General features: G+C 50.3%; 27 protein-coding genes and 6 pseudogenes. 24 read left to right on the top strand and 9 right to left on the bottom strand.

Annotated features, from left to right (window positions below; all coding sequences use genetic code 11):
- The first annotated feature begins 31 nt into the window (after positions 1-31).
- From pcoD to HVZ39_RS25560, 8 genes and pseudogenes are all read left to right on the top strand, one after another.
- Entirely contained in the window at positions 32-910 is an 879-nt protein-coding gene (gene pcoD / locus HVZ39_RS25595) for a copper resistance inner membrane protein PcoD (RefSeq protein WP_234608836.1), read from the top strand.
- 40 nt (positions 911-950) lie between these two features.
- Positions 951-1631 (top strand): copper response regulator transcription factor PcoR, encoded by a 681-nt coding sequence (pcoR, locus tag HVZ39_RS25590; protein ID WP_008786781.1) that lies wholly within the window; start codon positions 951-953, stop codon positions 1629-1631.
- Positions 1628-3028, top strand: coding sequence for a copper resistance membrane spanning protein PcoS (gene pcoS, locus HVZ39_RS25585; protein WP_008786782.1), 1401 nt, complete (start codon positions 1628-1630; stop codon positions 3026-3028). The genes pcoR and pcoS overlap by 4 nt, the downstream gene beginning before the upstream one ends.
- A gap of 206 nt (positions 3029-3234) precedes the next feature.
- The gene (locus tag HVZ39_RS25580; RefSeq protein WP_008786783.1) at positions 3235-3669 is read left to right on the top strand and encodes a hypothetical protein; all 435 of its coding nucleotides are present in this window, start codon (positions 3235-3237) and stop codon (positions 3667-3669) included.
- 254 nt (positions 3670-3923) lie between these two features.
- On the top strand, positions 3924-4277 hold the full coding sequence (gene arsR, locus HVZ39_RS25575; protein ID WP_008786784.1) for an As(III)-sensing metalloregulatory transcriptional repressor ArsR: 354 nt from the start codon (positions 3924-3926) through the stop codon (positions 4275-4277).
- Positions 4278-4324: 47 nt separating this feature from the next.
- Positions 4325-4687, top strand: a complete 363-nt coding sequence (gene arsD, locus HVZ39_RS25570) for an arsenite efflux transporter metallochaperone ArsD (protein WP_008786785.1) — start codon at positions 4325-4327, stop codon at positions 4685-4687.
- Between the two features lie 17 nt (positions 4688-4704).
- Complete coding sequence (gene arsA / locus HVZ39_RS25565) at positions 4705-6456, top strand: arsenite efflux transporter ATPase subunit ArsA (protein WP_057066686.1); 1752 nt, start codon at positions 4705-4707, stop codon at positions 6454-6456.
- 47 nt (positions 6457-6503) lie between these two features.
- Positions 6504-6701: pseudogene (locus tag HVZ39_RS25560) on the top strand (ArsB/NhaD family transporter); the annotation flags it as partial.
- A gap of 81 nt (positions 6702-6782) precedes the next feature.
- Here HVZ39_RS25560 and HVZ39_RS25555 read toward each other — a convergent pair.
- From HVZ39_RS25555 to HVZ39_RS25535, 5 genes and pseudogenes are all read right to left on the bottom strand, one after another.
- Positions 6783-7487, bottom strand: a complete 705-nt coding sequence (locus HVZ39_RS25555; RefSeq protein WP_001067855.1) for an IS6-like element IS26 family transposase — start codon at positions 7485-7487, stop codon at positions 6783-6785.
- A gap of 75 nt (positions 7488-7562) precedes the next feature.
- Positions 7563-7916 (bottom strand): glycerol dehydratase reactivase beta/small subunit family protein, encoded by a 354-nt coding sequence (locus HVZ39_RS25550; protein ID WP_086801900.1) that lies wholly within the window; start codon positions 7914-7916, stop codon positions 7563-7565.
- A gap of 20 nt (positions 7917-7936) precedes the next feature.
- On the bottom strand, positions 7937-9100 hold the full coding sequence (gene dhaT, locus HVZ39_RS25545) for a 1,3-propanediol dehydrogenase (RefSeq protein ID WP_023336801.1): 1164 nt from the start codon (positions 9098-9100) through the stop codon (positions 7937-7939).
- Positions 9101-9116: 16 nt separating this feature from the next.
- Positions 9117-9320 (bottom strand): annotated as a pseudogene (locus HVZ39_RS25540) (IS3 family transposase); the annotation flags it as partial.
- A gap of 137 nt (positions 9321-9457) precedes the next feature.
- Positions 9458-10438, bottom strand: a complete 981-nt coding sequence (locus tag HVZ39_RS25535; protein WP_181633734.1) for an IS5-like element ISKpn26 family transposase — start codon at positions 10436-10438, stop codon at positions 9458-9460.
- A gap of 31 nt (positions 10439-10469) precedes the next feature.
- On the opposite strand from HVZ39_RS25535, the gene HVZ39_RS26505 reads away from it, so the two are divergent.
- On the top strand, positions 10470-10643 hold the full coding sequence (locus tag HVZ39_RS26505) for a hypothetical protein (protein ID WP_166488550.1): 174 nt from the start codon (positions 10470-10472) through the stop codon (positions 10641-10643).
- Here HVZ39_RS26505 and HVZ39_RS25530 read toward each other — a convergent pair.
- Entirely contained in the window at positions 10611-10901 is a 291-nt protein-coding gene (locus tag HVZ39_RS25530; RefSeq protein WP_016241603.1) for an antibiotic biosynthesis monooxygenase family protein, read from the bottom strand. The two genes, HVZ39_RS26505 and HVZ39_RS25530, sit on opposite strands and share 33 nt — an antisense overlap.
- Positions 10902-11020: 119 nt before the next feature.
- Positions 11021-11233 (bottom strand): annotated as a pseudogene (locus tag HVZ39_RS25525) (helix-turn-helix domain-containing protein); the annotation flags it as partial.
- 67 nt (positions 11234-11300) lie between these two features.
- Here HVZ39_RS25525 and HVZ39_RS25520 point away from each other — a divergent pair.
- The 4 genes and pseudogenes from HVZ39_RS25520 to HVZ39_RS25505 all read left to right on the top strand — a co-directional run.
- A pseudogene (locus HVZ39_RS25520) lies at positions 11301-11423 on the top strand (IS5/IS1182 family transposase); the annotation flags it as partial.
- Positions 11424-11487: 64 nt separating this feature from the next.
- A complete protein-coding gene (locus HVZ39_RS25515) occupies positions 11488-12192 on the top strand; it encodes an IS6-like element IS26 family transposase (RefSeq protein WP_001067855.1) in 705 nt (234 codons plus the stop codon).
- Positions 12193-12245: 53 nt separating this feature from the next.
- Positions 12246-15110 (top strand): annotated as a pseudogene (locus HVZ39_RS25510) (Tn3 family transposase); the annotation flags it as partial.
- Positions 15107-16128: pseudogene (locus HVZ39_RS25505) on the top strand (IS110 family transposase). The pseudogenes HVZ39_RS25510 and HVZ39_RS25505, both read left to right, overlap by 4 nt.
- Before the next feature lie 356 nt (positions 16129-16484).
- Here HVZ39_RS25505 and HVZ39_RS25500 read toward each other — a convergent pair.
- Positions 16485-16988, bottom strand: a complete 504-nt coding sequence (locus tag HVZ39_RS25500; protein ID WP_007372141.1) for a hypothetical protein — start codon at positions 16986-16988, stop codon at positions 16485-16487.
- 253 nt (positions 16989-17241) lie between these two features.
- Between HVZ39_RS25500 and umuD the strand changes: the two genes are divergently transcribed.
- From umuD to HVZ39_RS25470, 6 genes are all read left to right on the top strand, one after another.
- Complete coding sequence (gene umuD, locus HVZ39_RS25495) at positions 17242-17658, top strand: translesion error-prone DNA polymerase V autoproteolytic subunit (RefSeq protein WP_008786793.1); 417 nt, start codon at positions 17242-17244, stop codon at positions 17656-17658.
- On the top strand, positions 17658-18923 hold the full coding sequence (umuC, locus tag HVZ39_RS25490) for a translesion error-prone DNA polymerase V subunit UmuC (RefSeq protein WP_009652912.1): 1266 nt from the start codon (positions 17658-17660) through the stop codon (positions 18921-18923). Before umuD ends, umuC begins: the two co-directional genes overlap by 1 nt.
- Before the next feature lie 149 nt (positions 18924-19072).
- Positions 19073-19963: a DNA replication terminus site-binding protein gene (locus HVZ39_RS25485; protein ID WP_007372144.1), complete on the top strand. Its 891-nt coding sequence runs from the start codon at positions 19073-19075 to the stop codon at positions 19961-19963.
- Between the two features lie 312 nt (positions 19964-20275).
- The gene (locus HVZ39_RS25480; protein WP_181633737.1) at positions 20276-20656 is read left to right on the top strand and encodes a type I-E CRISPR-associated protein Cas6/Cse3/CasE; all 381 of its coding nucleotides are present in this window, start codon (positions 20276-20278) and stop codon (positions 20654-20656) included.
- A gap of 288 nt (positions 20657-20944) precedes the next feature.
- Complete coding sequence (locus HVZ39_RS25475; protein WP_001333498.1) at positions 20945-21202, top strand: helix-turn-helix transcriptional regulator; 258 nt, start codon at positions 20945-20947, stop codon at positions 21200-21202.
- A gap of 170 nt (positions 21203-21372) precedes the next feature.
- Complete coding sequence (locus tag HVZ39_RS25470) at positions 21373-21864, top strand: GNAT family protein (RefSeq protein WP_000217395.1); 492 nt, start codon at positions 21373-21375, stop codon at positions 21862-21864.
- An 85-nt stretch (positions 21865-21949) separates the two neighbouring features.
- Here HVZ39_RS25470 and HVZ39_RS26770 read toward each other — a convergent pair whose 3' ends face one another.
- Positions 21950-22633 (bottom strand): hypothetical protein, encoded by a 684-nt coding sequence (locus tag HVZ39_RS26770; RefSeq protein ID WP_008786796.1) that lies wholly within the window; start codon positions 22631-22633, stop codon positions 21950-21952.
- A 356-nt stretch (positions 22634-22989) separates the two neighbouring features.
- Between HVZ39_RS26770 and HVZ39_RS25460 the strand changes: the two genes are divergently transcribed.
- From HVZ39_RS25460 to HVZ39_RS25440, 5 genes are all read left to right on the top strand, one after another.
- Complete coding sequence (locus HVZ39_RS25460) at positions 22990-23391, top strand: hypothetical protein (RefSeq protein ID WP_008786797.1); 402 nt, start codon at positions 22990-22992, stop codon at positions 23389-23391.
- A gap of 185 nt (positions 23392-23576) precedes the next feature.
- A complete protein-coding gene (locus HVZ39_RS25455; protein ID WP_007372147.1) occupies positions 23577-23867 on the top strand; it encodes a hypothetical protein in 291 nt (96 codons plus the stop codon).
- Between the two features lie 77 nt (positions 23868-23944).
- Positions 23945-24181, top strand: a complete 237-nt coding sequence (locus HVZ39_RS25450; RefSeq protein ID WP_007372148.1) for a hypothetical protein — start codon at positions 23945-23947, stop codon at positions 24179-24181.
- A 29-nt stretch (positions 24182-24210) separates the two neighbouring features.
- Entirely contained in the window at positions 24211-24762 is a 552-nt protein-coding gene (locus tag HVZ39_RS25445) for a hypothetical protein (protein WP_007372149.1), read from the top strand.
- 326 nt (positions 24763-25088) lie between these two features.
- On the top strand, positions 25089-25493 hold the full coding sequence (locus HVZ39_RS25440) for a hypothetical protein (protein WP_008786799.1): 405 nt from the start codon (positions 25089-25091) through the stop codon (positions 25491-25493).
- Positions 25494-25495: the final 2 nt, after the last annotated feature.

Raw genomic sequence — 25495 nt, 5'->3', positions numbered from 1 at the left:
TGTTATTCGTTTTCTTCTTTATCTGGATTTGATGGTAATATTTGGATTGCCATTTTTTCAGATATATGGAATAAGTGGTGTCAGACATGAAACCTATAACCTGACTAATTTCAGGTCGTTTATAACCTTTGCTGTTGTTACAGGCATCATTCTTACTGGCATTAATATGCTCCTGGTATCTAATGCCATGAGTGGAGTAACTGACCTCAGAGAATTATCCATCCATGTTATCGAGATGGTGATAGAAGAAACTGATGTGGGTATTAGCTGGATTGTCAGGCTCTGTGCCCTGTTTACCACACTCGGTGCTTTGTTCCTTTACACTAATAAGAGAGTATTGTCCTGCCTGCTGATGACGATGAGTGGGGGCGTGGCGCTGGCTACACTTGCCTGGGGAGGACACGCCGTTATGCATGACGGTCTGCATTACTATCTCCATTTACTGAGCGATCTGACCCATCTCGGCGCTGCAGGTGCCTGGACAGGTGCTCTGGTTGCATTTGCTATCCTGCTGATGCGCAGAAACGAGCATAATGCACAGAGCGTCATTGTGATATCTGACTCCCTGGCAAAATTTGCAACCGCAGGAACGGTGATTGTTGTGGCTCTGATCCTGAGTGCGCTGGTCAACTATCTGTATATTGCTGAAGGTAACTTAACCCCCTTGTTCAACAGTGCCTGGGGGGGCATATTGCTTGCTAAAACGGCTCTGTTTGTTCTGATGCTTCTGCTGGCTGCAGCAAACCGGTTTCACCTTGGCCCCCGCCTTGAAGTTATGGTCAGGGAAGGGAATTATGTTCGCAGCGTTGCCATGATGCGAAACAGCATCCTGACAGAATTCTTCGTTGCGGTCGCCATTCTGGGGGCTGTATCTTGGCTAGGAACGCTTGCTCCGTCTCAGGCAAGCTAGTGATCCGTAATATTTTTACCATCATATCATCGAGTTAACCATGCAGCGTATTTTAATCGTTGAAGACGAACATAAAACAGGTAGTTACCTGCAGCAGGGACTGGTTGAGGAGGGCTATCAGGCCGATCTCTTTGATAATGGCCGCGATGGTCTCGGGGCCGCGTCGAAAGGACAGTATGATTTGATAATACTGGACGTGATGCTGCCTTTCCTCGACGGGTGGCAAATCATCAGCGCACTGAGGGAGTCCGGGCACGAAGAACCGGTCCTGTTTTTAACCGCAAAGGACAACGTACGGGACAAAGTGAAAGGGCTGGAGCTTGGCGCAGATGACTATCTTATCAAGCCCTTCGATTTTACAGAGCTGGTTGCACGGGTAAGAACCTTATTGCGCCGGGCCCGTTCACAGACTGCCACGGTTTGCACCATAGCTGACATGACCGTCGATATGGTGCGGCGGACAGTGACACGCTCAGGTAAAAAGATCCATCTCACCGGCAAAGAATACGTTCTGCTTGAACTGCTGCTGCAACGCACCGGAGAAGTGTTACCCAGAAGTCTTATCTCGTCACTGGTCTGGAATATAAATTTTGACAGTGATACGAATGTGATAGATGTTGCCGTGAGACGGCTCAGAAGCAAAATTGACGATGACTATGAGCCAAAACTGATCCATACCGTGCGCGGTGCCGGATATATTCTGGAGATCAGAGAAGAGTGAGATTCAAAATTTCCCTGACCACGCGCCTGAGTCTGATTTTTTCTGCAGTTATGCTGACTGTATGGTGGTTATCAAGTTTTTTACTGATTAGCACCCTTAATGGCTATTTCGATAATCAGGATCGGGATTTTCTGACAGGTAAACTTCAGCTTACTGAAGAGTTTCTGAAAGCAGAAACGTTCCAAAATAAAACTGATATTAAATCATTATCAGAAAAAATAAATGATGCGATGATAGGGCACAGTGGATTATTCATATCTATAAAAAACATGGAAAATGAAAAAATCGTGGAGCTGTATGCTAAAAATTCTGCGGTCCCTGAGATCCTGTTAAATAAGTCAGGTGATATTCTCGACTATATGATCCAGACTGAAGAAAATAATACTGTTTACCGCAGCATCTCACGTCGGGTTGCAGTGACTCCGGAACAGGGTAAAAGCAAACATTTCATCATTACGGTTGCCACGGATACAGGGTATCACACCCTGTTTATGGACAAACTCAGCACCTGGCTGTTCTGGTTCAATATAGGTCTGGTCTTTATTTCAATTTTTCTGGGCTGGCTGACCACACGTATTGGTCTGAAACCGTTACGGGAAATGACCAGCCTGGCTTCCTCCATGACGGTGCATAGCCTGGATCAGCGTCTTAATCCCGATCTGGCTCCGCCGGAAATCTCTGAGACCATGCAGGAGTTCAATAACATGTTCGATCGCCTGGAGGGGTCATTCCGGAAACTGTCAGATTTCTCGTCTGACATCGCGCATGAATTGCGCACACCGGTCAGTAATCTGATGATGCAGACGCAGTTTGCACTGGCTAAGGAAAGGGAGGTTTCGCATTACCGCGAAATTTTATTCGCTAACCTGGAAGAACTGAAAAGGTTGTCACGAATGACCAGTGACATGCTTTTTCTGGCACGTTCAGAGCATGGTCTGCTGCAGCTGGAGAAACATGATGTGGATCTGGCCGCCGAACTGAATGAATTACGTGAGTTATTCGAGCCCCTGGCAGACGAAACAGGAAAGACAATCACGGTTGAAGGAGAGGGCGTTGTTGCCGGAGACAGCGATATGCTGCGACGTGCTTTCAGTAACCTGCTCTCCAATGCTATCAAGTATTCTCCCGATAACACCTGTACAGCGATACGCCTTGAGCGTGACAGTGACTGTGTGAACGTGATGATTACCAATACGATGTCTGGCCCGGTTCCCGCTAATCTTGAACGTTTGTTTGACCGGTTCTATCGCGCAGACTCATCAAGGGTCCACAACACGGAAGGCGCGGGGCTGGGATTATCAATTACAAGGTCGATCATTCATGCTCACGGCGGCGAGCTGTCAGCAGAACAGCAGGGGCGGGAAATTGTGTTCAAAGTGCGCCTGTTAATGGATTAATCCCGTTATTCAGGAGAAACCTGAAAGGTGACAAAATTGTCATCATTCAGTCACGCGATAAACAGAGGCGGTTTTTTATAATCAGTCATAAATCAGGACCAGCGTGATAACCCAATCGCCCGGTTCCTGGAGTGATGATTAACCAGCCCTGTAATCAAATGCTTTAGCATTGATTGTTCGGGTATGAAAACACCGGAGACCCAACCATGAAAAAGATTCTTGTATCCTTTATTGCCATGATGGCTGTCGCTTCATCTGCCATGGCTTCAGAGACAATGAACATGCATGACCAGGTAAATAATGCCCAGGCACCGGCCCATCAGATGCAGTCTTCAACTGTTAAAAGCACAGTTGAGGGAGAGAGCATGAAAATGATGGATATGAATGACCACGATAAGGCAGCAATGTCCCATGAAATGATGCAAAACAGTAATTCTGCCGCTCACCAGGACATGGCTGAAATGCATAAAAAAATGATGAATGCTAAACCAGGGGCTACCAACGAAACAGCAAAGTCATTTTCTGAAATGAGCGAGCATGAGAAGGCCGCAGTAGTGCATGAGAAGGCGAATAATGGTCAGTCTTCCGTTGTTCACCAGCAGCAGGCTGAAAAGCATCGCAGTCAGATCACCCAGAATTAACCCGCAGCTCCACTTGTAAGACCCTCATTTGACGCCAAATTCACTGGCTTACGCTCCTGCCCGGGAGCGTTTTTTTTATGCTTCACTACAATGTAGCCGTGAAGCCAACAACGACTATTTGTCCCCCACTCCACAGAGCATGTTTTCTATCCTTACATGAAATAGCCCTCCCATATAGATACGAAAAAACATATGTGTTTTTTGACTTTTAGCCTCAGAAGCGCGAAACTCGCCATTCAAAGCAGGAGAGTATAATGACACAAATTTCATCCCTACAACTTTTCAAAATCCTATCTGATGAGACCCGTCTGGGTATCGTACTGCTGCTCAGAGAGATGGGAGAGCTATGCGTGTGCGATCTCTGCACGGCACTGGAACAGTCACAACCCAAGATCTCCCGCCATCTGGCGATGCTTCGGGAATGTGGACTGTTGCTGGATCGCAAACAGGGCAAGTGGGTTCACTACCGCTTATCCCCACATATTCCTTCCTGGGCCGCTCAGGTGATTGAGCAGGCCTGGTTAAGCCAACAGGACGACGTGCAGACCATCGCCCGTAAGCTGGCATCAGCCAACTGCTCTGGAAGCGGTAAGGCTGTTTGTATCTAAAAAATTTGCCTGAACATATATGATTTTACGAATGTGAGGTATCAAAGATGAAAACGTTAACCGTGTTTGATCCGGCGATGTGCTGCAGTACCGGCGTTTGTGGTTCAGATGTTGATCAGGTTCTGGTCGATTTTTCTGCTGATGTGCAATGGCTGAAAGGGCGTGGGGTTCAGATCGAACGTTACAACCTGGCGCAACAGCCGATGAGCTTCGTTGAGAACGCTAAAGCGAAAGCATTCCTTGAAGCTTCTGGAGCCGAAGGGCTTCCGCTGCTGTTGCTGGATGGCGAAACGGTGATGGCAGGGCGTTATCCCAAACGTGCTGAACTGGCTCGCTGGTTAGGTATTCCGCTGGAGAAAGTGGGCGTGGCTCCGACAAGCTGCTGTGGTGGTAACACTTCCTGTTGTTGAGTATGTCAGGAGAACATATGCATTTTTTACAGAATATCCCGCCTTACCTGTTTTTCACTGGCAAAGGAGGAGTAGGTAAAACCTCAATTTCCTGCGCTACAGCTATACGCCTGGCAGAACAGGGCAAGCGCGTCCTGCTTGTCAGTACCGATCCGGCTTCTAACGTTGGTCAGGTATTCGATCAGACTATCGGGAAAACTATCCAGCCCGTGACTGCTGTGTCTGGTCTTTCGGCTCTGGAGATTGACCCGCAGGATGCCGCCCAGCAATACCGCGCCAGAATCGTTGACCCTATTAAAGGTCTTTTGCCTGATGACGTTGTTAACAGCATCAGTGAACAGCTTTCAGGAGCTTGTACGACAGAGATTGCTGCGTTCGACGAGTTTACTGGCTTACTGACCGACGCTTCTCTGCTGACCCGCTTCGATCACATCATTTTTGATACTGCCCCAACGGGCCACACTATTCGCCTTCTTCAGCTTCCCGGAGCCTGGAGCAGCTTCATCGAAAGTAACCCAGATGGTGCTTCCTGTCTTGGGCCGATGGCGGGGCTGGAAAAGCAGCGTGAGCAATATGCTCATGCGGTTGAGGCATTATCCGATCCTGAACGAACTCGCCTTGTGCTGGTCGCGCGATTGCAAAAATCAACACTGCAGGAAGTCGCTCGTACTCATGGCGAATTATCAGCTATTGGCCTTAAAAATCAGTATTTAGTCATTAACGGTGTCCTGCCTGCGAGCGAAACAGAACGTGATGCACTGGCCGCTGCAATATGGCAACGGGAGCAAGAGGCGCTGGCAAATCTTCCTGCCAGATTATCTGATTTGCCGACAGACAACTTATACCTTCAGCCGCTGAACATGGTTGGTGTGTCCGCATTGAAAGGCCTGCTCAACGAACACGCTGAGATAACATCGCTTCCTGAACAAAGCACACAGAACAAGCCAGAGAATATGTCGTTGTCTGTCCTGGTTGATGATATCGCCCGCAGTGAACACGGTTTGATTATGCTGATGGGCAAAGGTGGTGTGGGTAAAACCACAATGGCTGCGGCTATCGCCGTCAGTCTGGCGGATAAGGGTTTTGATGTGCATCTCACCACCTCAGATCCTGCTGCACATCTCAGTACAACGCTCAATGGCAGCCTTAAAAATCTGCAGGTCGGCCGAATCAACCCTCACGATGAAACTGAACGCTATCGTCAGCATGTTCTTGAGACGAAAGGCAGGGATCTGGATGAGGCCGGGAAGCGGCTGCTCGAAGAGGATTTACGTTCTCCTTGCACAGAAGAGATTGCGGTGTTCCAGGCGTTCTCACGCGTCATCCGTGAAGCAGGCAAACGGTTTGTGGTCATGGATACGGCACCGACCGGGCATACGCTATTACTGCTTGATGCGACCGGGGCTTATCACCGTGAGATTGCCAGGAAGATGGAGGATAAAGGTCATTTTACCACTCCGATGATGCAGCTTCAGGACCCGGAACGTACCAAAGTCTTGCTGGTCACTCTGCCTGAAACCACACCTGTACTGGAAGCGGCAAACCTGCAGTCCGATCTTGAACGTGCGGGGATTCATCCCTGGGGCTGGATTATCAATAACAGCCTTTCGATTGCACAGACGCAATCGCCGCTGCTTTGCCAGCGCGCCCGACAAGAGCTTCCTCAAATCGAGGTTGTGAAAAACCAGCATGCAAGCTGCATAGCGTTAGTACCGGTAATGGCTGCAGAGCCCACTGGCATCGAGAAACTCAGAGAGCTGGCCGTTTAATTTTTTTGTATATACAGGGCGGCAAAGCCGTCCTGTCTGGAGGATTTATGTTACTGGCAGGCGCTATTTTTGTCCTGACCATCGTTTTGGTTATCTGGCAACCGAAGGGATTAGGGATCGGCTGGAGTGCGACGCTGGGCGCGGTACTGGCGCTGATATCTGATGTAGTCCATTTTGGTGATATCCCTGTAGTGTGGAATATCATCTGGAATGCGACGGCGACCTTTATTGCCGTGATTATTATGGGTAAGCGGATTAAATGGTTGATCTTACCGGCACTGTTGCAAAGTTAGCGATGAGGCAGCCTTTTGTCTTATTCAAAGGCCTTACATTTCAAAAACTCTGCTTACCAGGCGCATTTCGCCCAGGGGATCACCATAATAAAATGCTGAGGCCTGGCCTTTGCGTAGTGCACGCATCACCTCAATACCTTTGATGGTGGCGTAAGCCGTCTTCATGGATTTAAATCCCAGCGTGGCGCCGATTATCCGTTTCAGTTTGCCATGATCGCATTCAATCACGTTGTTCCGGTACTTAATCTGTCGGTGTTCAACGTCAGACGGGCACCGGCCTTCGCGTTTGAGCAGAGCAAGCGCGCGACCATAGGCGGGCGCTTTATCCGTGTTGATGAATCGCGGGATCTGCCACTTCTTCACGTTGTTGAGGATTTTACCCAGAAAGCGGTATGCAGCTTTGCTGTTACGACGGGAGGAGAGATAAAAATCGACAGTGCGGCCCCGGCTGTCGACGGCCCGGTACAGATACGCCCAGCGGCCATTGACCTTCACGTAGGTTTCATCCATGTGCCACGGGCAAAGATCGGAAGGGTTACGCCAGTACCAGCGCAGCCGTTTTTCCATTTCAGGCGCATAACGCTGAACCCAGCGGTAAATCGTGGAGTGATCGACATTCACTCCGCGTTCAGCCAGCATCTCCTGCAGCTCACGGTAACTGATGCCGTATTTGCAGTACCAGCGTACGGCCCACAGAATGATGTCACGCTGAAAATGCCGGCCTTTGAATGGGTTCATGTGCAGCTCCATCAGCAAAAGGGGATGATAAGTTTATCACCACCGACTATTTGCAACAGTGCCGATACGATACATTCAGTTTCTCTCACTTAACGGCAGGACTTTAACCAGCTGCCCGGCGTTGGCGCCGAGCGTACGCAGATGATCGTCGCTATCGGTGACGTGTCCGGTAGCCAGCGGCGCGTCCGCCGGCAGCTGGGCATGAGTGAGGGCTATCTCGCCGGACGCGCTGAGCCCGATACCCACCCGCAGGGGCGAGCTTCTGGCCGCCAGGGAGCCCAGCGCAGCGGCGTCACCGCCTCCGTCATAGGTTATGGTCTGGCAGGGGACCCCCTGCTCCTCCAGCCCCCAGCACAGCTCATTGATGGCGCCGGCATGGTGCCCGCGCGGATCGTAAAACAGGCGTACGCCTGGCGGTGAAAGCGACATGACGGTCCCCTCGTTAACACTCAGAATGCCTGGCGGAAAATCGCGGCAATCTCCTGCTCGTTGCCTTTACGCGGGTTCGAGAACGCATTGCCGTCTTTCAGAGCCATCTCAGCCATGTAGGGGAAGTCGGCCTCTTTTACTCCCAGATCGCGCAGATGCTGCGGAATACCGATATCCATCGACAGACGCGTGATAGCGGCGATGGCTTTTTCCGCCGCGTCGAGAGTGGACAGTCCGGTGATATTTTCGCCCATCAGTTCAGCAATCTCGGCGAATTTCTCCGGGTTGGCGATCAGGTTGTAGCGGGCCACATGCGGCAGCAGGACAGCGTTGGCCACGCCGTGCGGCATGTCGTACAGGCCGCCCAGCTGGTGCGCCATGGCGTGCACGTAGCCGAGGTTGGCGTTATTGAAAGCCATCCCGGCCAGCAGAGAGGCATAGGCCATGTTTTCCCGCGCCTGCAGATTGCTGCCGAGGGCCACGGCCTGGCGCAGGTTGCGGGCGATGAGGCGGATCGCCTGCATGGCGGCGGCGTCCGTCACCGGGTTAGCGTCTTTGGAGATATAGGCCTCTACGGCGTGGGTCAGGGCATCCATCCCGGTCGCCGCGGTCAGGGCGGCCGGTTTACCGATCATCAGCAGCGGATCGTTGATAGAGACCGACGGCAGGTTGCGCCAGCTGACGATCACAAACTTCACTTTGGTTTCGGTGTTGGTCAGGACGCAGTGGCGGGTGACCTCGCTGGCGGTGCCGGCGGTGGTATTGACCGCGACGATAGGCGGCAGCGGGTTGGTCAGGGTCTCGATTCCGGCATACTGGTACAGATCGCCCTCATGGGTGGCGGCGATGCCGATGCCTTTGCCGCAATCGTGCGGGCTGCCGCCGCCCACGGTGACGATGATGTCGCACTGTTCGCGGCGAAACACGGCGAGGCCGTCGCGCACGTTGGTGTCTTTCGGGTTCGGCTCGACGCCGTCAAAGATCGCCACCTCGATCCCGGCCTCCCGCAGATAATGCAGGGTTTTGTCCACCGCGCCATCTTTAATTGCCCGCAGGCCTTTGTCGGTGACCAGCAGGGCTTTTTTCCCCCCCAGCAGCTGGCAGCGTTCGCCGACTACGGAAATGGCGTTGGGGCCAAAAAAGTTAACGTTTGGCACCAGATAATCAAACATACGATAGCTCATAATATACCTTCTCGCTTCAGGTTGTATGGGTCCACCACATATTGCAATTTTTACTCTCACGTAAAATATAGTCCACTGGCGTCATCAGTTCGAGTGATTTATGTGGCCTTTTGCTGTTATACAGCACCAGATATTCAGCCATTCTTTGATTAAACAAATTCAGGTCCTCAAAAAGCAACAATTCATTGAATTCAATAAATTGTTCTCTAAGGAAGGTGCGAATAAGCAGGTCATTTCTTCCCAAGCTGACTCGCTGATTAAAATTTCGCGGATCTGGGCCGATTTTTTTCCCGCAAACACATCGAATCAGCCTATTTAGGCTATTTTTTCCACCATTTCTGGCGTTATTTCCGGTTTTTACTGAGATCTCTCCCACTGACGTATCATTTGGTCCACCCGAAACAGGTTGGCCAGGGTGAATAACATCGCCAGTTGGTTATCGTTTTTCAGCAGCCCCTTGTATCTGGCTTTCACGAAGCCGAACTGCCGCTTGATGATGCGAAACGGGTGCTCCACCCTGGCACGGATGCTGGCTTTCATGTATTCGATGTTGATGGCCGTTTTGTTCTTGCGCGGATGCTGCTTCAAGGTTTTTACCCTGCCGGGACGCCCGGCGATCAGCCAGTCCACATCCACCTCGGCCAGCTCCTCGCGCTGTGGCGCTCCTTGGTAGCCGGCATCGGCTGAGACAAATTGCTCCTCTCCATGAAGCAGATTACCCAGCTGATTGAGGTCATGCTCGTTGGCCGCGGTGGTGACCAGGCTGTGGGTCAGGCCACTCTTGGCATCGACACCAATGTGGGCCTTCATGCCAAAGTGCCACTGATTGCCTTTCTTGGTCTGATGCATCTCCGGATCGCGTTGCTGCTCTTTGTTCTTGGTAGAGCTGGGTGCCTCAATGATGATGGCATCCACCAAAGTGCCTTGGGTCATCATGACGCCTGCTTCGGCCAGCCAGCGATTGATGGTCTTGAACAATTGACGGGCCAGTTGATGCTGCTCGAGCAGGTGGCGGAAATTCATGATGGTGGTGCGATCCGGCAGGGCGCTATCCAGGGATAATCGGGCAAACAGGCGCATGGAGGCGATTTCGTACAGGGCATCTTCCATGGCACCGTCGCTCAGGTTGTACCAATGCTGCATGCAGTGAATACGCAGCATGGTCTCCAGCGGATAGGGCCGTCGGCCATTGCCCGCCTTGGGATAAAACGGCTCGATGACAGCGGTCATATTCTGCCATGGCAGAATCTGCTCCATGCGGGAGAGGAAAATCTCTTTTCGGGTCTGACGGCGCTTAGTGCTGAATTCACTATCGGCGAAGGTGAGTTGATGGCTCATGATGTCCCTCTGGGATGCGCTCCGGATGAATATGATGATCTCATATCAGGAACTTGTTCGCACCTTCCCTGAGCTTTCGTTTATCGACCGTCGCACCTTTGTGCTCTCAGCCATCGGCAATTGCCACGGGCAGGTCGTCGACTCGCCGGATAACCAGCGAGCCGGTCGTTCGTCAGACGGAGGTGGTCAAGGTTGTGACCTGTAGATCCGCAATACCTTCAATTGCGCGAACCAGCGCGCCGAAAGGGGCAGCCTGAGCGTGTTGCTCCAGCATCTTCGCGGACTGCCAGCGCTCAATCATCACGAACTGGTGATCGTTCTCGCGGTTCAGATGCAGTTGATACAGCTCGCAGCCCGGTTCGCCCTGGACGTCACGCTCTACCGTCTTCAGCGCCTGAAGGACTTTCTCACGCGAGCCTGAATGCGCGGTAATGGTGGCCACAATAGTCACAGCGTCATGCATTTTCATATTCCTTTTGATGAGTTAAGCGATGGCATAAGCATACACCCGTGGCGGCGGTTGAAAATCCTTTTTTTGTGCTAATACCTTCACTTTTCGGGTGAAAATGCGGGTATCAGGGTTTATCGCCCACTGCGTAACGACTGCGGCGGAATGCCGTAACCACGGATAAACACTTCCCGCATATGGCGTCCGTCACGAAAGCCTGATTCACGGGCGATAGAATCCAGAGACAGGTGGCTTTGTTCAATCATCAGCCTGGCAGCCTCCAGCCGAAGCCCTTCAATGGCTTTAGCCGGTGACTTTCCCGTTTCCTGGCGAAACAGACGGCTAAGGAAGGTGCGAACAAGTTCCTGATATGAGATCATCATATTCATCCGGAGCGCATCCCAGAGGGACATCATGAGCCATCAACTCACCTTCGCCGATAGTGAATTCAGCACTAAGCGCCGTCAGACCCGAAAAGAGATTTTCCTCTCCCGCATGGAGCAGATTCTGCCATGGCAGAATATGACCGCTGTCATCGGGCACTGTTGCAAATAGTCGGTGGTGATAAACTTATCATCCCCTTTTGCTGATGGAGCTGCACATGAACCCATTCAAAGGCCGGCATTTTCAGCGTGACATCATTCTGTGGGCCGTACGCTGGTACTGCAAATACGGCATCAGTTACCGTGAGCTGCAGGAGATGCTGGCTGAACGCGGAGTGAATGTCGATCACTCCACGATTTACCGCTGGGTTCAGCGTTATGCGCCTGAAATGGAAAAACGGCTGCGCTGGTACTGGCGTAACCCTTCCGATCTTTGCCCGTGGCACATGGATGAAACCTACGTGAAGGTCAATGGCCGCTGGGCGTATCTGTACCGGGCCGTCGACAGCCGGGGCCGCACTGTCGATTTTTATCTCTCCTCCCGTCGTAACAGCAAAGCTGCATACCGGTTTCTGGGTAAAATCCTCAACAACGTGAAGAAGTGGCAGATCCCGCGATTCATCAACACGGATAAAGCGCCCGCCTATGGTCGCGCGCTTGCTCTGCTCAAACGCGAAGGCCGGTGCCCGTCTGACGTTGAACACCGACAGATTAAGTACCGGAACAACGTGATTGAATGCGATCATGGCAAACTGAAACGGATAATCGGCGCCACGCTGGGATTTAAATCCATGAAGACGGCTTACGCCACCATCAAAGGTATTGAGGTGATGCGTGCACTACGCAAAGGCCAGGCCTCAGCATTTTATTATGGTGATCCCCTGGGCGAAATGCGCCTGGTAAGCAGAGTTTTTGAAATGTAAGGCCTTTGAATAAGACAAAAGGCTGCCTCATCGCTAACTTTGCAACAGTGCCAAAAATCCCACCCTCTGATGCGCTGCTGAAGCATATCGCCAGCAGGCTAAAGCTTACCGGGGATCTCTGGCCCGCTTACCTTTCCGGCAGGGATACGACCCGGCGTGAGCATTTAACCGAACTGTACCGCTATCTTGGCGTAAAGGCGTTCACCGGCAAAATACAGCAAGACTGTATTACACACCTGCTTTCGATGGCGACGCGCACCGATAAAGGTATTCTCCTGGCCGAAGAGTTACTGGTCTGGCTCCGGCAGAACAACGTGATCATCCCCGCGATTGACGTCGTGGAGCGTACCTGTGCGGAGGCCATGGCTGGCGGCGATAAAATCGTATTTCAGACCCTGAATGCCCCGTTAACTCCGGCCCACAGGGATGCCCTGGATCGTTTACTGGAGTCATCAGATAATCAGCCTTCCAGGCTGACATGGCTTCTGCAACCGCCGGGTAAAATCAATGGTAAGAACGTGCTGCAACATCTTGATCGGCTCAGTAGCATTGAATCGCTGGCATTACCTGAAGGTATAGATCGTACCATTCACCAGAACAGGTTGCTGAAACTTGCGCGGGAAGGCCGAAAGATGAGTAGCCGGGATTTGACCCGATTTTCAGCAGCCCGGCGTCATGCGATCCTGGTGTGCGTGCTGGAAGAAGCCAGAGCCACACTGACAGACGAAGTAATTGAGCTGCATGAGCGAATGCTGAACAGCCTTTTCAGCAAAGCCAAAAGAACACAGGCTGAGCGCCTTCAGCAGACCGGAAAGCTGATCCAGTCAAAACTGAGGCAGTATATCGATGTCGGTCAGGCGCTGTCTGATGCCCGTGATTCCGGTGGAGATCCATGGCTCGCAATAGAAAACATACTCCCATGGCATGAATTTGTCGCCAGTCTGGAGGAAACACGCCATCTCGCCAGAAAAAATAATTTTGACCCGCTGCATATTATTACCGAGAAATACAGCACATTACGGAAATATGCCCCGCGCATGTTGTCCGCTTTACAGTTAGTCGCAACCCCGGCCGCGCAACCTCTGGCTGATGCACTGGTTGTGATCAAGGAGATGTACCGGAAGCAGTTACGTAAAGTTCCGGCGGCAGCGCCGCTTGAGTTTGTCCCTGAAAGCTGGCGCAAGGTGGTGATTACACCTGCGGGTATTGACCGGCAGTACTATGAATTTTGTGCGCTCAGCGAGCTTAAGGGGGCGTTGCGCTCCGGGGATATCTGGGTTAAAGGCTCGCGCCGCTACAAAAATTTTGATGATTACCTCATCCCCGAAAAGGACTTTGACAAACTCACGCCGGCCCTGCCACTGCCCGTATCTGCTGATTATCATGAGTACATTACCAGCCGTATGACCCTGCTTCAGTCCAGACTTGAAGAGGTCAATGCCATGGCTGCCCTTGGTGAACTGCCTGATGTGGAAATATCTGACAGGGGCGTAAAAGTCTCTCCGCTGGATAACTGCGTTCCGGCGCAGGTTTCACCGCTGGCAGAGCTGGTTTACAGCATGCTACCGCGACCTAAAATCACGGAAATTCTCGATGAGGTAAACAGCTGGACGACGTTTACCCGACATTTTTCGCATATAAAAAATGACATTACCCGTCCCGATACCCGACTGCTCCTCACCACCATTCTTGCGGATGGCATCAACCTTGGCCTGACCAAAATGGCAGAAGCCTGCCCCGGGAGCACCAAATCATCACTCGAAGATATTCAGGCATGGTACATCCGTGATGAAACTTATTCAGCCGCTCTTGCAGAGCTGGTAAATGCGCAGGGAAAAAGGTCTCTGGCGGCATTCTGGGGAGACGGGACAGCGTCATCATCAGACGGACAAAATTTCAGAACAGGCAGCTCAGGCCGCTACGCAGGGCAGGTTAACCCGAAATATGGGCAGGAGCCTGGACGTCAGTTTTATACCCATATATCGGATCAATACAGCCCGTTTTACACCTGCATAATCAGCCGGGTCAGGGATTCAACCCATGTTCTCGATGGCTTGCTGTACCACGAAAGCGACCTGGAAATCAGGGAGCATTACACCGATACTGCGGGTTTCACCGATCATGTCTTTGCCCTGATGCATCTGCTGGGATTTGCGTTCTGTCCACGAATCAGGGATCTCCACGACAAGAAACTGTTTATCAAAGGGAAAGCAGACCAATACCCGGCGCTTCAGTCACTGATATCAACGACCAGCCTGAATCTGAAAGAGATCGAAATTCACTGGCGTGAAGTGCTGCGTCTGGCAACCTCGATAAAGCAGGGAACCGTGACGGCATCCCTGATGCTGAAAAAGCTTGCCAGCTACCCCAAGCAAAACGGACTTGCCAAAGCATTGAGAGAAATTGGCCGTATTGAACGAACGCTGTTTATGCTCGACTGGTTCCGCGATCCGGCACTGCGTCGGCGTGTACAGGCGGGACTGAATAAAGGAGAAGCCCGTAACGCGCTGGCGCGTGCGGTATTCCTGCACCGGCTGGGTGAAATCAGGGACCGAAAACCGGAAAATCAGAGCTATCGCGCCAGTGGACTGACGCTGCTGACGGCAGCTATCTCGCTGTGGAATACCGTCTATATGGAAAGAGCGGTCGATGCGCTGAAGCGTAAAGGGGTGAAGATCAACGAGCAACTGCTGTCGCATTTGTCGCCCTTAGGCTGGGAGCACATCAATCTGACAGGAGATTATATCTGGAAAAGCAACCGGATACCCGCTTCCGGTAAGTTTCGTCGGCTGAGGCCAGCTAAAGTAGAAAGGTCAAAAAACAACCTTAACGAATGGAAGGGACTTCCCCTGATTATGCGCCTGATTAACTCTTGTGCAATCATGGGGTACACATCGTCCCGGAGGAATTCGTTATGACTATCACGACTGTCGGTATCGATCTTGCTAAAAATGTGTTTGCTGTTCACGGTGTTGATCAAAATGGTAGAACTGTTCTGGTTAAGCCTAAAGTATCGCGTGCTGCACTTCCTGAGTTAATTGCAAGTTTGCCTCCCTGTGTTATCGGGATGGAAGCATGCTCCGGGGCTCACTACTGGGCAAGATTGTTTCGGCAGTATGGTCATGAGCCACGTCTGATGGCTGCTAAGTTTGTATCGCCTTATCGTATGGCCGGAAAATCAGGAAAAAATGATGCAGCTGATGCTCAGGCTATCTGTGAAGCTGTTCGTCGTCCGCATATGCGGTTCGTACCAGTGAAAGACGAAAGCCAGCAGGCCATGCAGTGTTTACATCGTACCCGTCAGGGTTTTATCGAAGAGAAAACAGCAACGTATAATCGTCTGCGAGGATTGATATCTGAATTCGGTGTCATCGCGCCACAAAGTGCTGATGCCCTGCGCCACATGGTTTCTGTGCAGAAGAGCTCTTTACCGCTTCAGGTTCAGCAATGTGTTGATGATTTGATGGAACACGTTGATCGCATTGAAGCTAACATCACTGAATATGACCGAATTTTGTCCCACATAGCCAAAACAGATCATCGCAGTCAGCGGCTGATGGAGCTAAAGGGCGTTGGTCCCACAACGGCCTGTGCACTGGTCGCCAGTATCGGTAATGCACATGATTTTAAAAATGGACGTCAACTGGCAGCTCGGCTGGGGCTGACGCCATCACAATACAGCAGCGGGGAAAGTCGAAACTCGGCAGGATCACAAAAGCCGGTGATTCGTATCTGCGAACGCTTCTGGTTCAGGGGGCTCGTTCAGTGCTTATTGGCGCCGGGAAAAGGACTGACTCATTCAGCCGTTGGGTTTGTATGTTGGTTGAGCGCAGAGGGTACTGGCGGGCTGTTGTGGCCATCGCCGCCAAAAATGCGCGGCTGTGTTGGGCATCACTACATTACGGTGATGATTTCCGGCTGTACTCAGTCAACTAAAGCTCGAAGCTGTATAACCATCTGACCTGCAATTCGTTGATGATAAAGGGTTAGACCCCGTGAGGCCTATCTGGCTATTGTACAGGATATACGTATCCGCTTAACGAACAAGAACCTCACGCGCGTCTTTCATCAGGGCCCGAATCGATGACGATTCATCATGGCCGTTTATAGTACCGCAGTCTCTCCCCTTTATTTTTACTGAAGAGCAGACAGAAACCATAAATACCGGCTTTGACATGCCGGGGAAGTCCTTATAGTACAATAATTTTCGATATCCAAACTGACCCCAAGTAAGGACGGTCGCGCCTGTGGTGGTTTTATCTCCGTGGAGCGCCTGGCCCCGGCCATAATTGTTAGTTCGATACCCCATGAGTCACGCCTCCGGGTATTGCCAGAAAGTCGGGGGCTTCAGCCATACCTTTGCGCGATAACAGCACTAATCTGTCCTGCGGGGTCGAGACAATTTCATCCCCGTTATCCAGTACGCTGCCCACCAGCGCGAGCCCTTTCTCGAAGTGTGTAGCTTTCTGGCCAGCGCTTGAAACAATCCGTGCAGATGAACCATCGGTATAAGTGACTGCATCACCCTCCACTGCGATTTTGACCATTTGACCGTTGCCTAGATCCATAACCCTGGCGCTATCAACAGCGGTTACGACACCACCTCGCGCAGTCAGGCTTCCCTCGACCGCAACACGCCAGATTGCTGTTACCGGGTGTTGGCGATCCCTTTCAGCGTTCTGCTCAATAATTTGTCGAGCATCCACATCCATTGCGGCCAGATCAGCGTCAGAGAAAGGGGATTTGTCAAAGTCGGCCAGCATTTGTTGAGTTGCTTCATTTGTAAACTGCTTCATCGTTATTACTCCTTATAAAATGTACGGATAAATTCCGAATTGTATACGAAGTAAGCACGAGTAAATTCTGAAAATGAACTGAGGAATCATATGGTTGCAATTTGTTATGTGCAGTTACCCACTTCTGGACAAGTGATAAGAAAAACCTGAAGAGTGATAGCGGAAAATAACTTTCGGAAAAGGAGGTGCGAAAATTCCTGGCTCCTGTCTATAATACTGTATGGATATACAGCACCACGAAGAGCAGAGCATTATGAAACTTATCCCAGTGACACAACAATCACCAGGCCAATTCCCGTTGTTCGTTGAGCCTGTCAGCGCAGGTTTCCCTTCAGTCGCTTCCGATTATGTTGATGAATTTATTGATCTAAATACTCACCTCATCAAACATCCATCTGCAACCTACTTCTTACGAGTAACAGGTTCATCGATGGTAGAGGCACGTATTCACGAAGGCGATCTGGTCATCGTGGATAGCTCACTTGAGGCGAAAGAGGGGGATATTGTGATTGCGACCGTTGATGGTGATTTCACCATTAAGCGGTTGCAGCTAAGCCCGGCTCCCGCGCTACTGCCAATGAATAGCCGGATGTCACCGATCTATCTGAAAGAAGGCGAAGAACTGGCCATTTTTGGCGTGGTGACCTTCATCGTGTACAAGGCCTTGTGATGTTCTGCCTGGTGGATTGCAACTCATTTTACGCCTCCTGCGAGAGAGTCTTTCGGCCCGATCTGGTGAACAAGCCAATTGTATGCCTTTCGAACAATGATGGCATGGTCGTGGCACGTTCAGCGGAAGCTAAAAAATTAGGTATCCAGAATGGTGACGTGTACTTCCAGAAGAAAGCATTCTTTGAAGCTAACGGTGTACATGTTTTCAGTTCTAACTATGCCTTGTACGCGGAGATCTCCCGTAGGGTGTGTGAGACATTATTTAAATTCTCCAGTAATACTGAGGTCTACAGTATTGATGAAGTTTTCCTTTCGTTTGAAGGAATGCAGAAAAATTATAATTTTGATGACTATGGAAGAGAAATAAAGAAAACCGTATTAAAGAGCACCCATATACCCGTGGGGGTGGGCATATCGACAACTAAAACTTTGGCAAAACTAGCAAATAAAGCTGCAAAAACATGGACTAAAACAGGCGGAGTGGTTGATCTCAGCAGTCCAGAAAGACAACGTAAATTATTGCCATATATTGACGTAAGCGATGTCTGGGGGGTGGGCCGGAGATATGCCACCAGACTGAACAGCATGGGCATCAGGACTGCTCTCGATCTGGCCAATGCGCCAACATCGCTTATCCGTAACACATTTGGAGTCGTACTGGAGCGAACGCAGCGCGAATTGAATGGCGAGTCCTGCATAGCCCTGGAAGAGGTGAGGAAGGTTAAGCAGCAGATCATCAGCTCGCGTTCATTCGGCCAGAAAATAGAGCACTACGAAGCAATGCACCAGGCGGTGTGTGAGTATGCCGAACGTGCAGGCGAGAAGCTGCGCGAAGAGAAGCAATACTGTCGCTGCATAACGGTTTTTATTGGCACAAGTTACTATTCGAAAACGGCCCCTTACAGTGGCCAGCAGACAGTCAAGCTGGAAAACCCCACCGCCGATACCCGGGAAATCATTGCGGCTGCGGTCGCAGGGCTCCGGCATATCTGGCAGGAGGGATACCGATACCATAAAGCCGGAGTGATGCTATCTGACTTTTATGATAGCGCCACCAGCCAGCTCGATTTGTTTGGTGAGAACCGACTCTTTGCCAATGGTGAAGCGTTGATGGGCGTGATGGATAGAATTAACCGGTCAGGTCGGGGGAAATTATGGTTTGCGGGCCAGGGCATCGACAAAGACTGGACGATGCGGCGGGAGTTATTGTCACCATCCTATCTCACTAACATTAATGAAATCCCTCGCGTCAGGATTGGCTAATCAGCAGTGAAAACTTCATTCGTCATCGATAAAATTCGTCTGTAAACAAAACGAACTTGATATACTCGGTTTCGCTTGTTATGAGTATGTATGTACATACAGTCCTCCGTGCAGCGGAGGGAGTTTAGAGCCCTTTTTCGGGGATAGAAATGAATATCTCAACAACTTTCCAGACGCTGGAGAGCGAGATCACACAACTTCGTGGAGTGCTGGGTTCCCGGCTTCCGCTCAAGGCGAGTGTCTGCGTCCTGCCAGCCGTTGCTGATGGCGAAGAAGATATGGCCATCGAACACATCATGCCTGAGCTGAAACAGGGACACGATGCTGTCCATGCTGCCTGCGCGGCATACGCTGACCTGCATATCAGGGATGGCTATTCGCAGAAGTCCGCTCGGCGCACTACCGGCGTATTATGGTACGACAATACAGATGCGGAATTCTCTCAGCTGGTTACCCGTTTGGTGACATCCATCAACCAGCATAAAGAGAGCATTCAACGCCACATCATCGAAAACTACGGTGGTGATCGCCGACCGGAATACATGCGCTTCAACGCGCTGCATAGCGCCTGCCCTGGTGTCATGACCCTGCATCTCTATCGGCAGCTGCGTATGTTTGATAATGCTAACGTCAATCTGGTCAGTTTCGGCTGGAGGCAAAAGACGCTTTTTAGCAGGGTTAACAAAATCGAGTTGCTCCAGAAGATGGGCAAGGACATCGAGGAAGATGAAGATAAATCAGTCAGACTCAACTCGTTGATTAAGGCTATTGCGCGTGTACCGGAAGAAAAGCTTCGCTTACGCCGTCCGGTTAAAGTGCATCCAGCTGCAAACATCGCGATGGCTGATCCTGAACACCCCGACCAGATACTGCGTCTTTCTGCCGCTTCATCTATGCCGTTCATTATCATTCAGGATGAGCACGTGAAAATTCGGCCATTGCCAGAGTTCGTGGCCAATGAAGTAAAGCCGAGGAGTAACCGCCTCAAGACAGATGTGATCGGTATATTCCACGGCGAAAGTATCGAAATGATTCTCTGACCACACCGGCCAAAGGACTGGCCGTATTCCCCCCTCATAATTTCGTCACTCGCCGTCCATGCCATACCCTGAAACTAATATTGAAAATTCATTATGTTCAGCAAGGAATGTGGCGTGAAATACTTTGAATGTGCGCTCAGGTTCAGAATCGCCCCAGGTGACGTGTATGGGATCCACCAGCAACTGGATAAGGTAGTCCAGGAACGTTCTGGGTCGCGACTCCCATACACCTTCTACTCTCGCAAACAAAGTGCCTCCGACACCCAGGTTGTTCTGAGAACGGCTGTTGCACTCGGGCTCCCTGGCGAAGTCATGAAGGAAATCATGTTTGTGTCTGGCCAGAAAATTCGAATCTGCGGCTCGCTGGCCACTATTCGACGCGAGGAAGCTGGAGGCCGGAAAAGAGAGATTTGTCCACCTGCCCATGAACTCCCGGATTATATCCACTATCACCTGGAACGGGCCGGAGTGATCTGTGGACGGTTACGTATCGTTCGAAGCACCAAGTTCCATATTATTAAGCCCGGGAGCGTTGGCCGTACATCCCACAAGATCATTGTACCGATGAGCCAGTACGATGCTGAATGCGTGATTGAAGATTTCGGCGCACTTGAACAGGCATACGCTTTCGGGATCGGCAGAAAGCGGATATTCGGCTTTGGCTATATGAACAGCATCGAAGTGCTTTCCTGAACAGGCCATTAAGCATAGTTATTATCTGAATTTCAAACCGACTCGCAAACTTACGGCATTAACACTTCTGATACACCCTTTAAATGCTGTAAACTGTTGTAGCCCTTACTAAATCGTAAGAGTGGGGATTTGCAGCCCCGACTAATGACACGCCGTTCATGTACTTGAACGGTTCGCACTCGCTCGCCTGTTTTTTGTCAATGGTGGGTCGGGGCGTGGGAGCCTTACGGCTCGCCAGTCGTCATTAGCTGGTACTGCAAACCATGTTCCGATTCACCACCAAAGGAAATGGAGATGGAAAAACAGGACTGGCATAAGGCAGACATCATAGCTGCGCTACATAAGAAAGGTTTGTCACTTGCCTCACTGAGTAGGGCTAACGGTCTTTCAAGCAGCACTCTGGCAAATGCACTGACACGTGACTGGCCTAGAGGCGAGATCATCATCGCTAATGCAATTGGTGAAGAACCTCAAGAAATATGGCCAACCCGATATTTTGATAAGGCAGGAATGCCGATCAAGAGAATCATAAGAAAACCGGTTTAAATGAAAAAGGCTGGCATTTTTGCTGGCCTTATATACCTCCTGGCTCTGCTACTGAAACCACTAACACCGATCAAATGGTCATCAGCGAAATACCCCGTTCATTTCTATTGACCTCTTTACCTCCATGTAATCAAATTGATGGAATAATAACGGTTACGAGAGACAAACTGATGACGGTGTTATCTGCCCCTGAAATGCGCTTTGGAACCAAACAGGATGTTCCCTTTATCATAGCGGTGATTCGCGACGGTATGCGGGATGGGTATTTTAACTTTGATGATGATGACGGACTGTCTCAGTTCGAAAGTCAGATCTCAGAAGCCATTGCCAGGCGGGAACGGGGAGAGAATTGCGCCGATTTCTTGTTTGTCTTTGATGCTCAACATAATGGCGCAGCGATAGGTTTTGCCCTACTGACGGGCAAAAATGGTGCAAATGGACTTGCTTCACATCTGGAAATCAGGATGTTTGGTGTTACCAGGAGTCAAAGACAAAAAGGATTTGGGCGCTCCATGTTGCAAAGTATTCTGGATGCTACTCCCGGCCATAAAGTGGAGGCATCCTGTCTTCCTGCATCAGTTGTCATGGCCAGGATGCTGACTAATGCGGGTTTTCACGTCAAAGAGATAAGCCCGTTTGGAAAGCGTACTTTCAGACGCTAATGTAAAATTCAGATAAAAAAACCGGCTGACGAATTCAGTCGGTTTAGTAATCCTGCAAAAGGATGCTGGACAGCGACGGACGACTTCAGAGCTGTGGCAATGGCCCCTGGTTATCTTCAGTCGCAGCCTGGTCTTTATCCGGGGTGGCCGTTGCAGTCCGCGAGGCATCAAATGAGACCGTTGGGTCGCTGAGAGTCAGGATGCCAGTGTCTTCAACTTCTCGCGTTGTCAGCGTAAGCTCAGATTTACTGTCATCACACTTATTCGTTTTCTCCGCCAGTGCCTTGCACCAGATATAACGACCTCTCTGGGCATCAGAGACTGAAGGCTCTCCATATTTCTCGATCGCCGACTTCAGTAAGAGATCAGGGTTGCTGAATGAAAAGCGGATTTTGTAAGCCACCGGCTCAATGGGGTCAACTGCCGTATCGGGGATAAAATAGACCACCGTCTCCTGGTGAGCATCTCCCCAGAAAATACTATTCAATGAGTTGTTACTGTAGCGCTTTTGAATTTCTTCACCAGCAGACTGGCCAAGTTTGTCAGTGATAGCAGTGATCGCTTCAGAAGCTGTCATCCGCAGGCTTACCGGCCCTATAGAAAAAGACATAACATCAAAGCTATTCAGGGGGGTAATGGTGCTTTCTGGAGCGGTAGATGAATCGGGTACGTCATCACTGTACAGACTGTCATCCCCCGGAGAAGGCGTTACAGGTGCTGAATTTTGGATGTCAGGTGTGTAGCTGGGATCGGGAGCGTATAGGCCCATTGTATCATTCTGTACAGCAGAATATACCGAAGCGGTCGGCAGGACGGTAAGGAGCGCAAGGGCGCAGTATCCAAGGTATCTGGTCATATTCACCTCGTCAGTAGCAGTTGTCCTACTGTAACAGCGCGAGGTTTGAGAACATCATGGAAATGGGGTCAAAGCGGGGCGAAAAACAAGCCTGATTCACATGGCTTACGTAGCAGCATGGAGATCTCCTGAAGTCGGAGAAAATGAGTCAGATAACGCGAATATCGAAAATGGAACGAAGTACTTAATTACCTAACAGGAGGTACATGTTAACCTGACGAACATTGCTTACTGCCTATTTGTAGATTCAGGCTACAGGGAGAATCCAAGTGCCAAACTGCATACCCCTTAATCCGGTATTACCTAAAAACTTCGACGATACACCTAATGAAAAGCGCTCAAAGTCTCAGCTTGATGCCTGGTGGGATCATCCATATGGCATTACTTGCCCGGACGGGAAAATCACTGTTCGATGCCTGAATGGAGGAGCTTGGGATCGTTCGACAGTGCTGGGAGTAGCGGACAATTACGAAGAAGCCTGCGAGCTCGCAGAGCGCGAGCAATCAGCATGGGTCAAACGCCGTGCGGAGCCAATATTCTACTATAGCGGTGAAGCTCCATTCAGAGCGATAAGGGATGCACAACGTCCTGATCAGGAGCAGACCTTTGTCGCGTCTTTTGACACGCAAGATGAGCTAATCAGCTGGCTTAATAGTCAGAAAACCAGTTAATACCAAGTCTGGAAGTCTGCTTCTCAACAGACTTCCACATTTGATTATCAAGCTCCCCATAATTTGGGTTCAGTATAAACATTCCATTACGTTCTATTCCCCTCATTACATTCATCTATCCGTAAATTTCGTTAGCCAGCACATCGGGGTGATACTGATGTCAGGTAAACAAAACGGATGCAAAAATGCAGACATGTTCGGAAGTCCTGGCGGTTGAAATATTCAATCAAGTTGGACGTGAGGCAGCTATTGCTCAATATAACTTAATTTGTGAAATAGCCCAGCGACGTTACGAAGACAGCCTGGCCAAATATGGTTCCGTGCCAGCTGGTTTCACCGCGCTCAATTTCCTCCATCCGGCAGAACTTCAGGAGCGTTACATCCTGGGGTTGGGAATTCAGCTTTGTATCGATGAGCAGCATGAAGCCAGGGAACGGGTTTTAGCTCGCTGCCTGGCAAGAAAAAGGGCCGCATAAACAGGTGATAAAACAACTCAGCTATAGCTGAACACGCACTAATTGGCTATGTTAACAAAACGAACAAGGTGGCGATTATGTACAGTGAATCTATCGATCGTGCTATCAGTATCCTCAAGGACGCGGGCGAAAAAATCGGTATGGAACTGGGTAGTAATGTGACATCTCAGGAATCAGAACTGCTTGAGGATGCGCTGGTGGGCCTGACTAAAGTTAAAGGGCAACTCTGCGGTAATCACTCCTTAACTGATGTAAAAGCGGACGTCGTGCCTTTTAGTCTCAGTTCGACGAAGAACGTCGATAGCCCGCATTAATTAACAACCACCAACTGGACGGAAGGGATATGACTGAAGACAACGCCGGTAGTGTTTCTGGAAAAGCACAGAACGCCCCAAAAGCAAATGCCCACCTGGACAGGCTCTTTGATTTCATTGTGACAGAAATCAAAGAGCAGGGTGCAGCACCGTCTTACGAGCAGATCTGTTCTTCTCTGGGGTATTCAAAAGGGCTCGTTTCCCGGCGTATCCGGCAGTTGCATGACCAGGGACGAATCATTATCGATGGTGAAAGAAAGTCTATGACGCTGCGCGTAGCGAAAGGACAAGGTCATGATGACATTGCCGAACTCCCGGACATGACCAGTGACAGGAAAGCAATCATCACGTATGTCAAAAAATACATGAACAGAAATGGTGGCCGTGGGCCATCAGTTCACGCAATAGGGAAAGCGCTCGGCTTCTCGAATAACAAGGCGCGTAGACATGTGGACTATCTCGACGAAGTAGAGAGGGTACGTTACAGCCCTCATCTTAATGAAGTAATCGTTATCAATCAGGGTGATTACGTTAAAATTACCCAGGACAACGATGAACCACCGAGCCCGGCAGAAGGTTAGCCATGATTCGCATATGGAGAGAAGTTGTAAACGTAAAGGTTCAGGACGGGAGCCGTAACGGACGAATCTGGTTTCTTGAACTTTCGTGTGGCCATCATGCTGTCAGACGTATACCTCGATTACGTCTGCATAATCTGACGCAATTCGAACGACTTGAGCCACCAGCTAAATGTCACTGTGTATTGTGTGAAATAGATGCTATTGCAGGACAAAAATAGCAATAAACACAACATAAAAGCCCTCAATTTGTCCCCATTGTTTTTAGCCTGACAGCATTGGTACTGATAGCCTAATCATATTTAAACGCATAACCCTATGGTGGACATATGAAAAAAGCTGTTTTTGGCCTTTTAGCACTATTGCCCTTCATAACCAGCGCAGAATCGATCGATCCGAACGATTTCTATGCTCAGCAGCCTTCTCAAAACTACCAACAACCTGCTGCCAGCGAGCAACAGGACGATGCTGACAATTCCAGTGACCAGACAGCTGCGATCGTATTGAACCTGGAAAGTTACAAACCGCTGGGGAATTTTGTAGTCCCCCAGGGAGTAGAACGCCCATTCATTGGTCTTATTAACAGCAAAATTTTCATACTGTCTGAGCAACCAGATAAACGCTTGGCTGGCCTATGGATAGGTCGTAGTCAGGATGGTCGTGAAGCACTTTGTGGTTACCTGAACAACAGTATGCAGGTCAGAAAATGTTATTACATCTTATATCGTGAGTAAAA

The organism is Citrobacter sp. RHB35-C21 (assembly GCF_013816515.1).
Taxonomy (GTDB): Bacteria; Pseudomonadota; Gammaproteobacteria; order Enterobacterales; family Enterobacteriaceae; genus Citrobacter; species Citrobacter braakii.
This window is presented reverse-complemented; position numbering and strand designations above follow the sequence as displayed.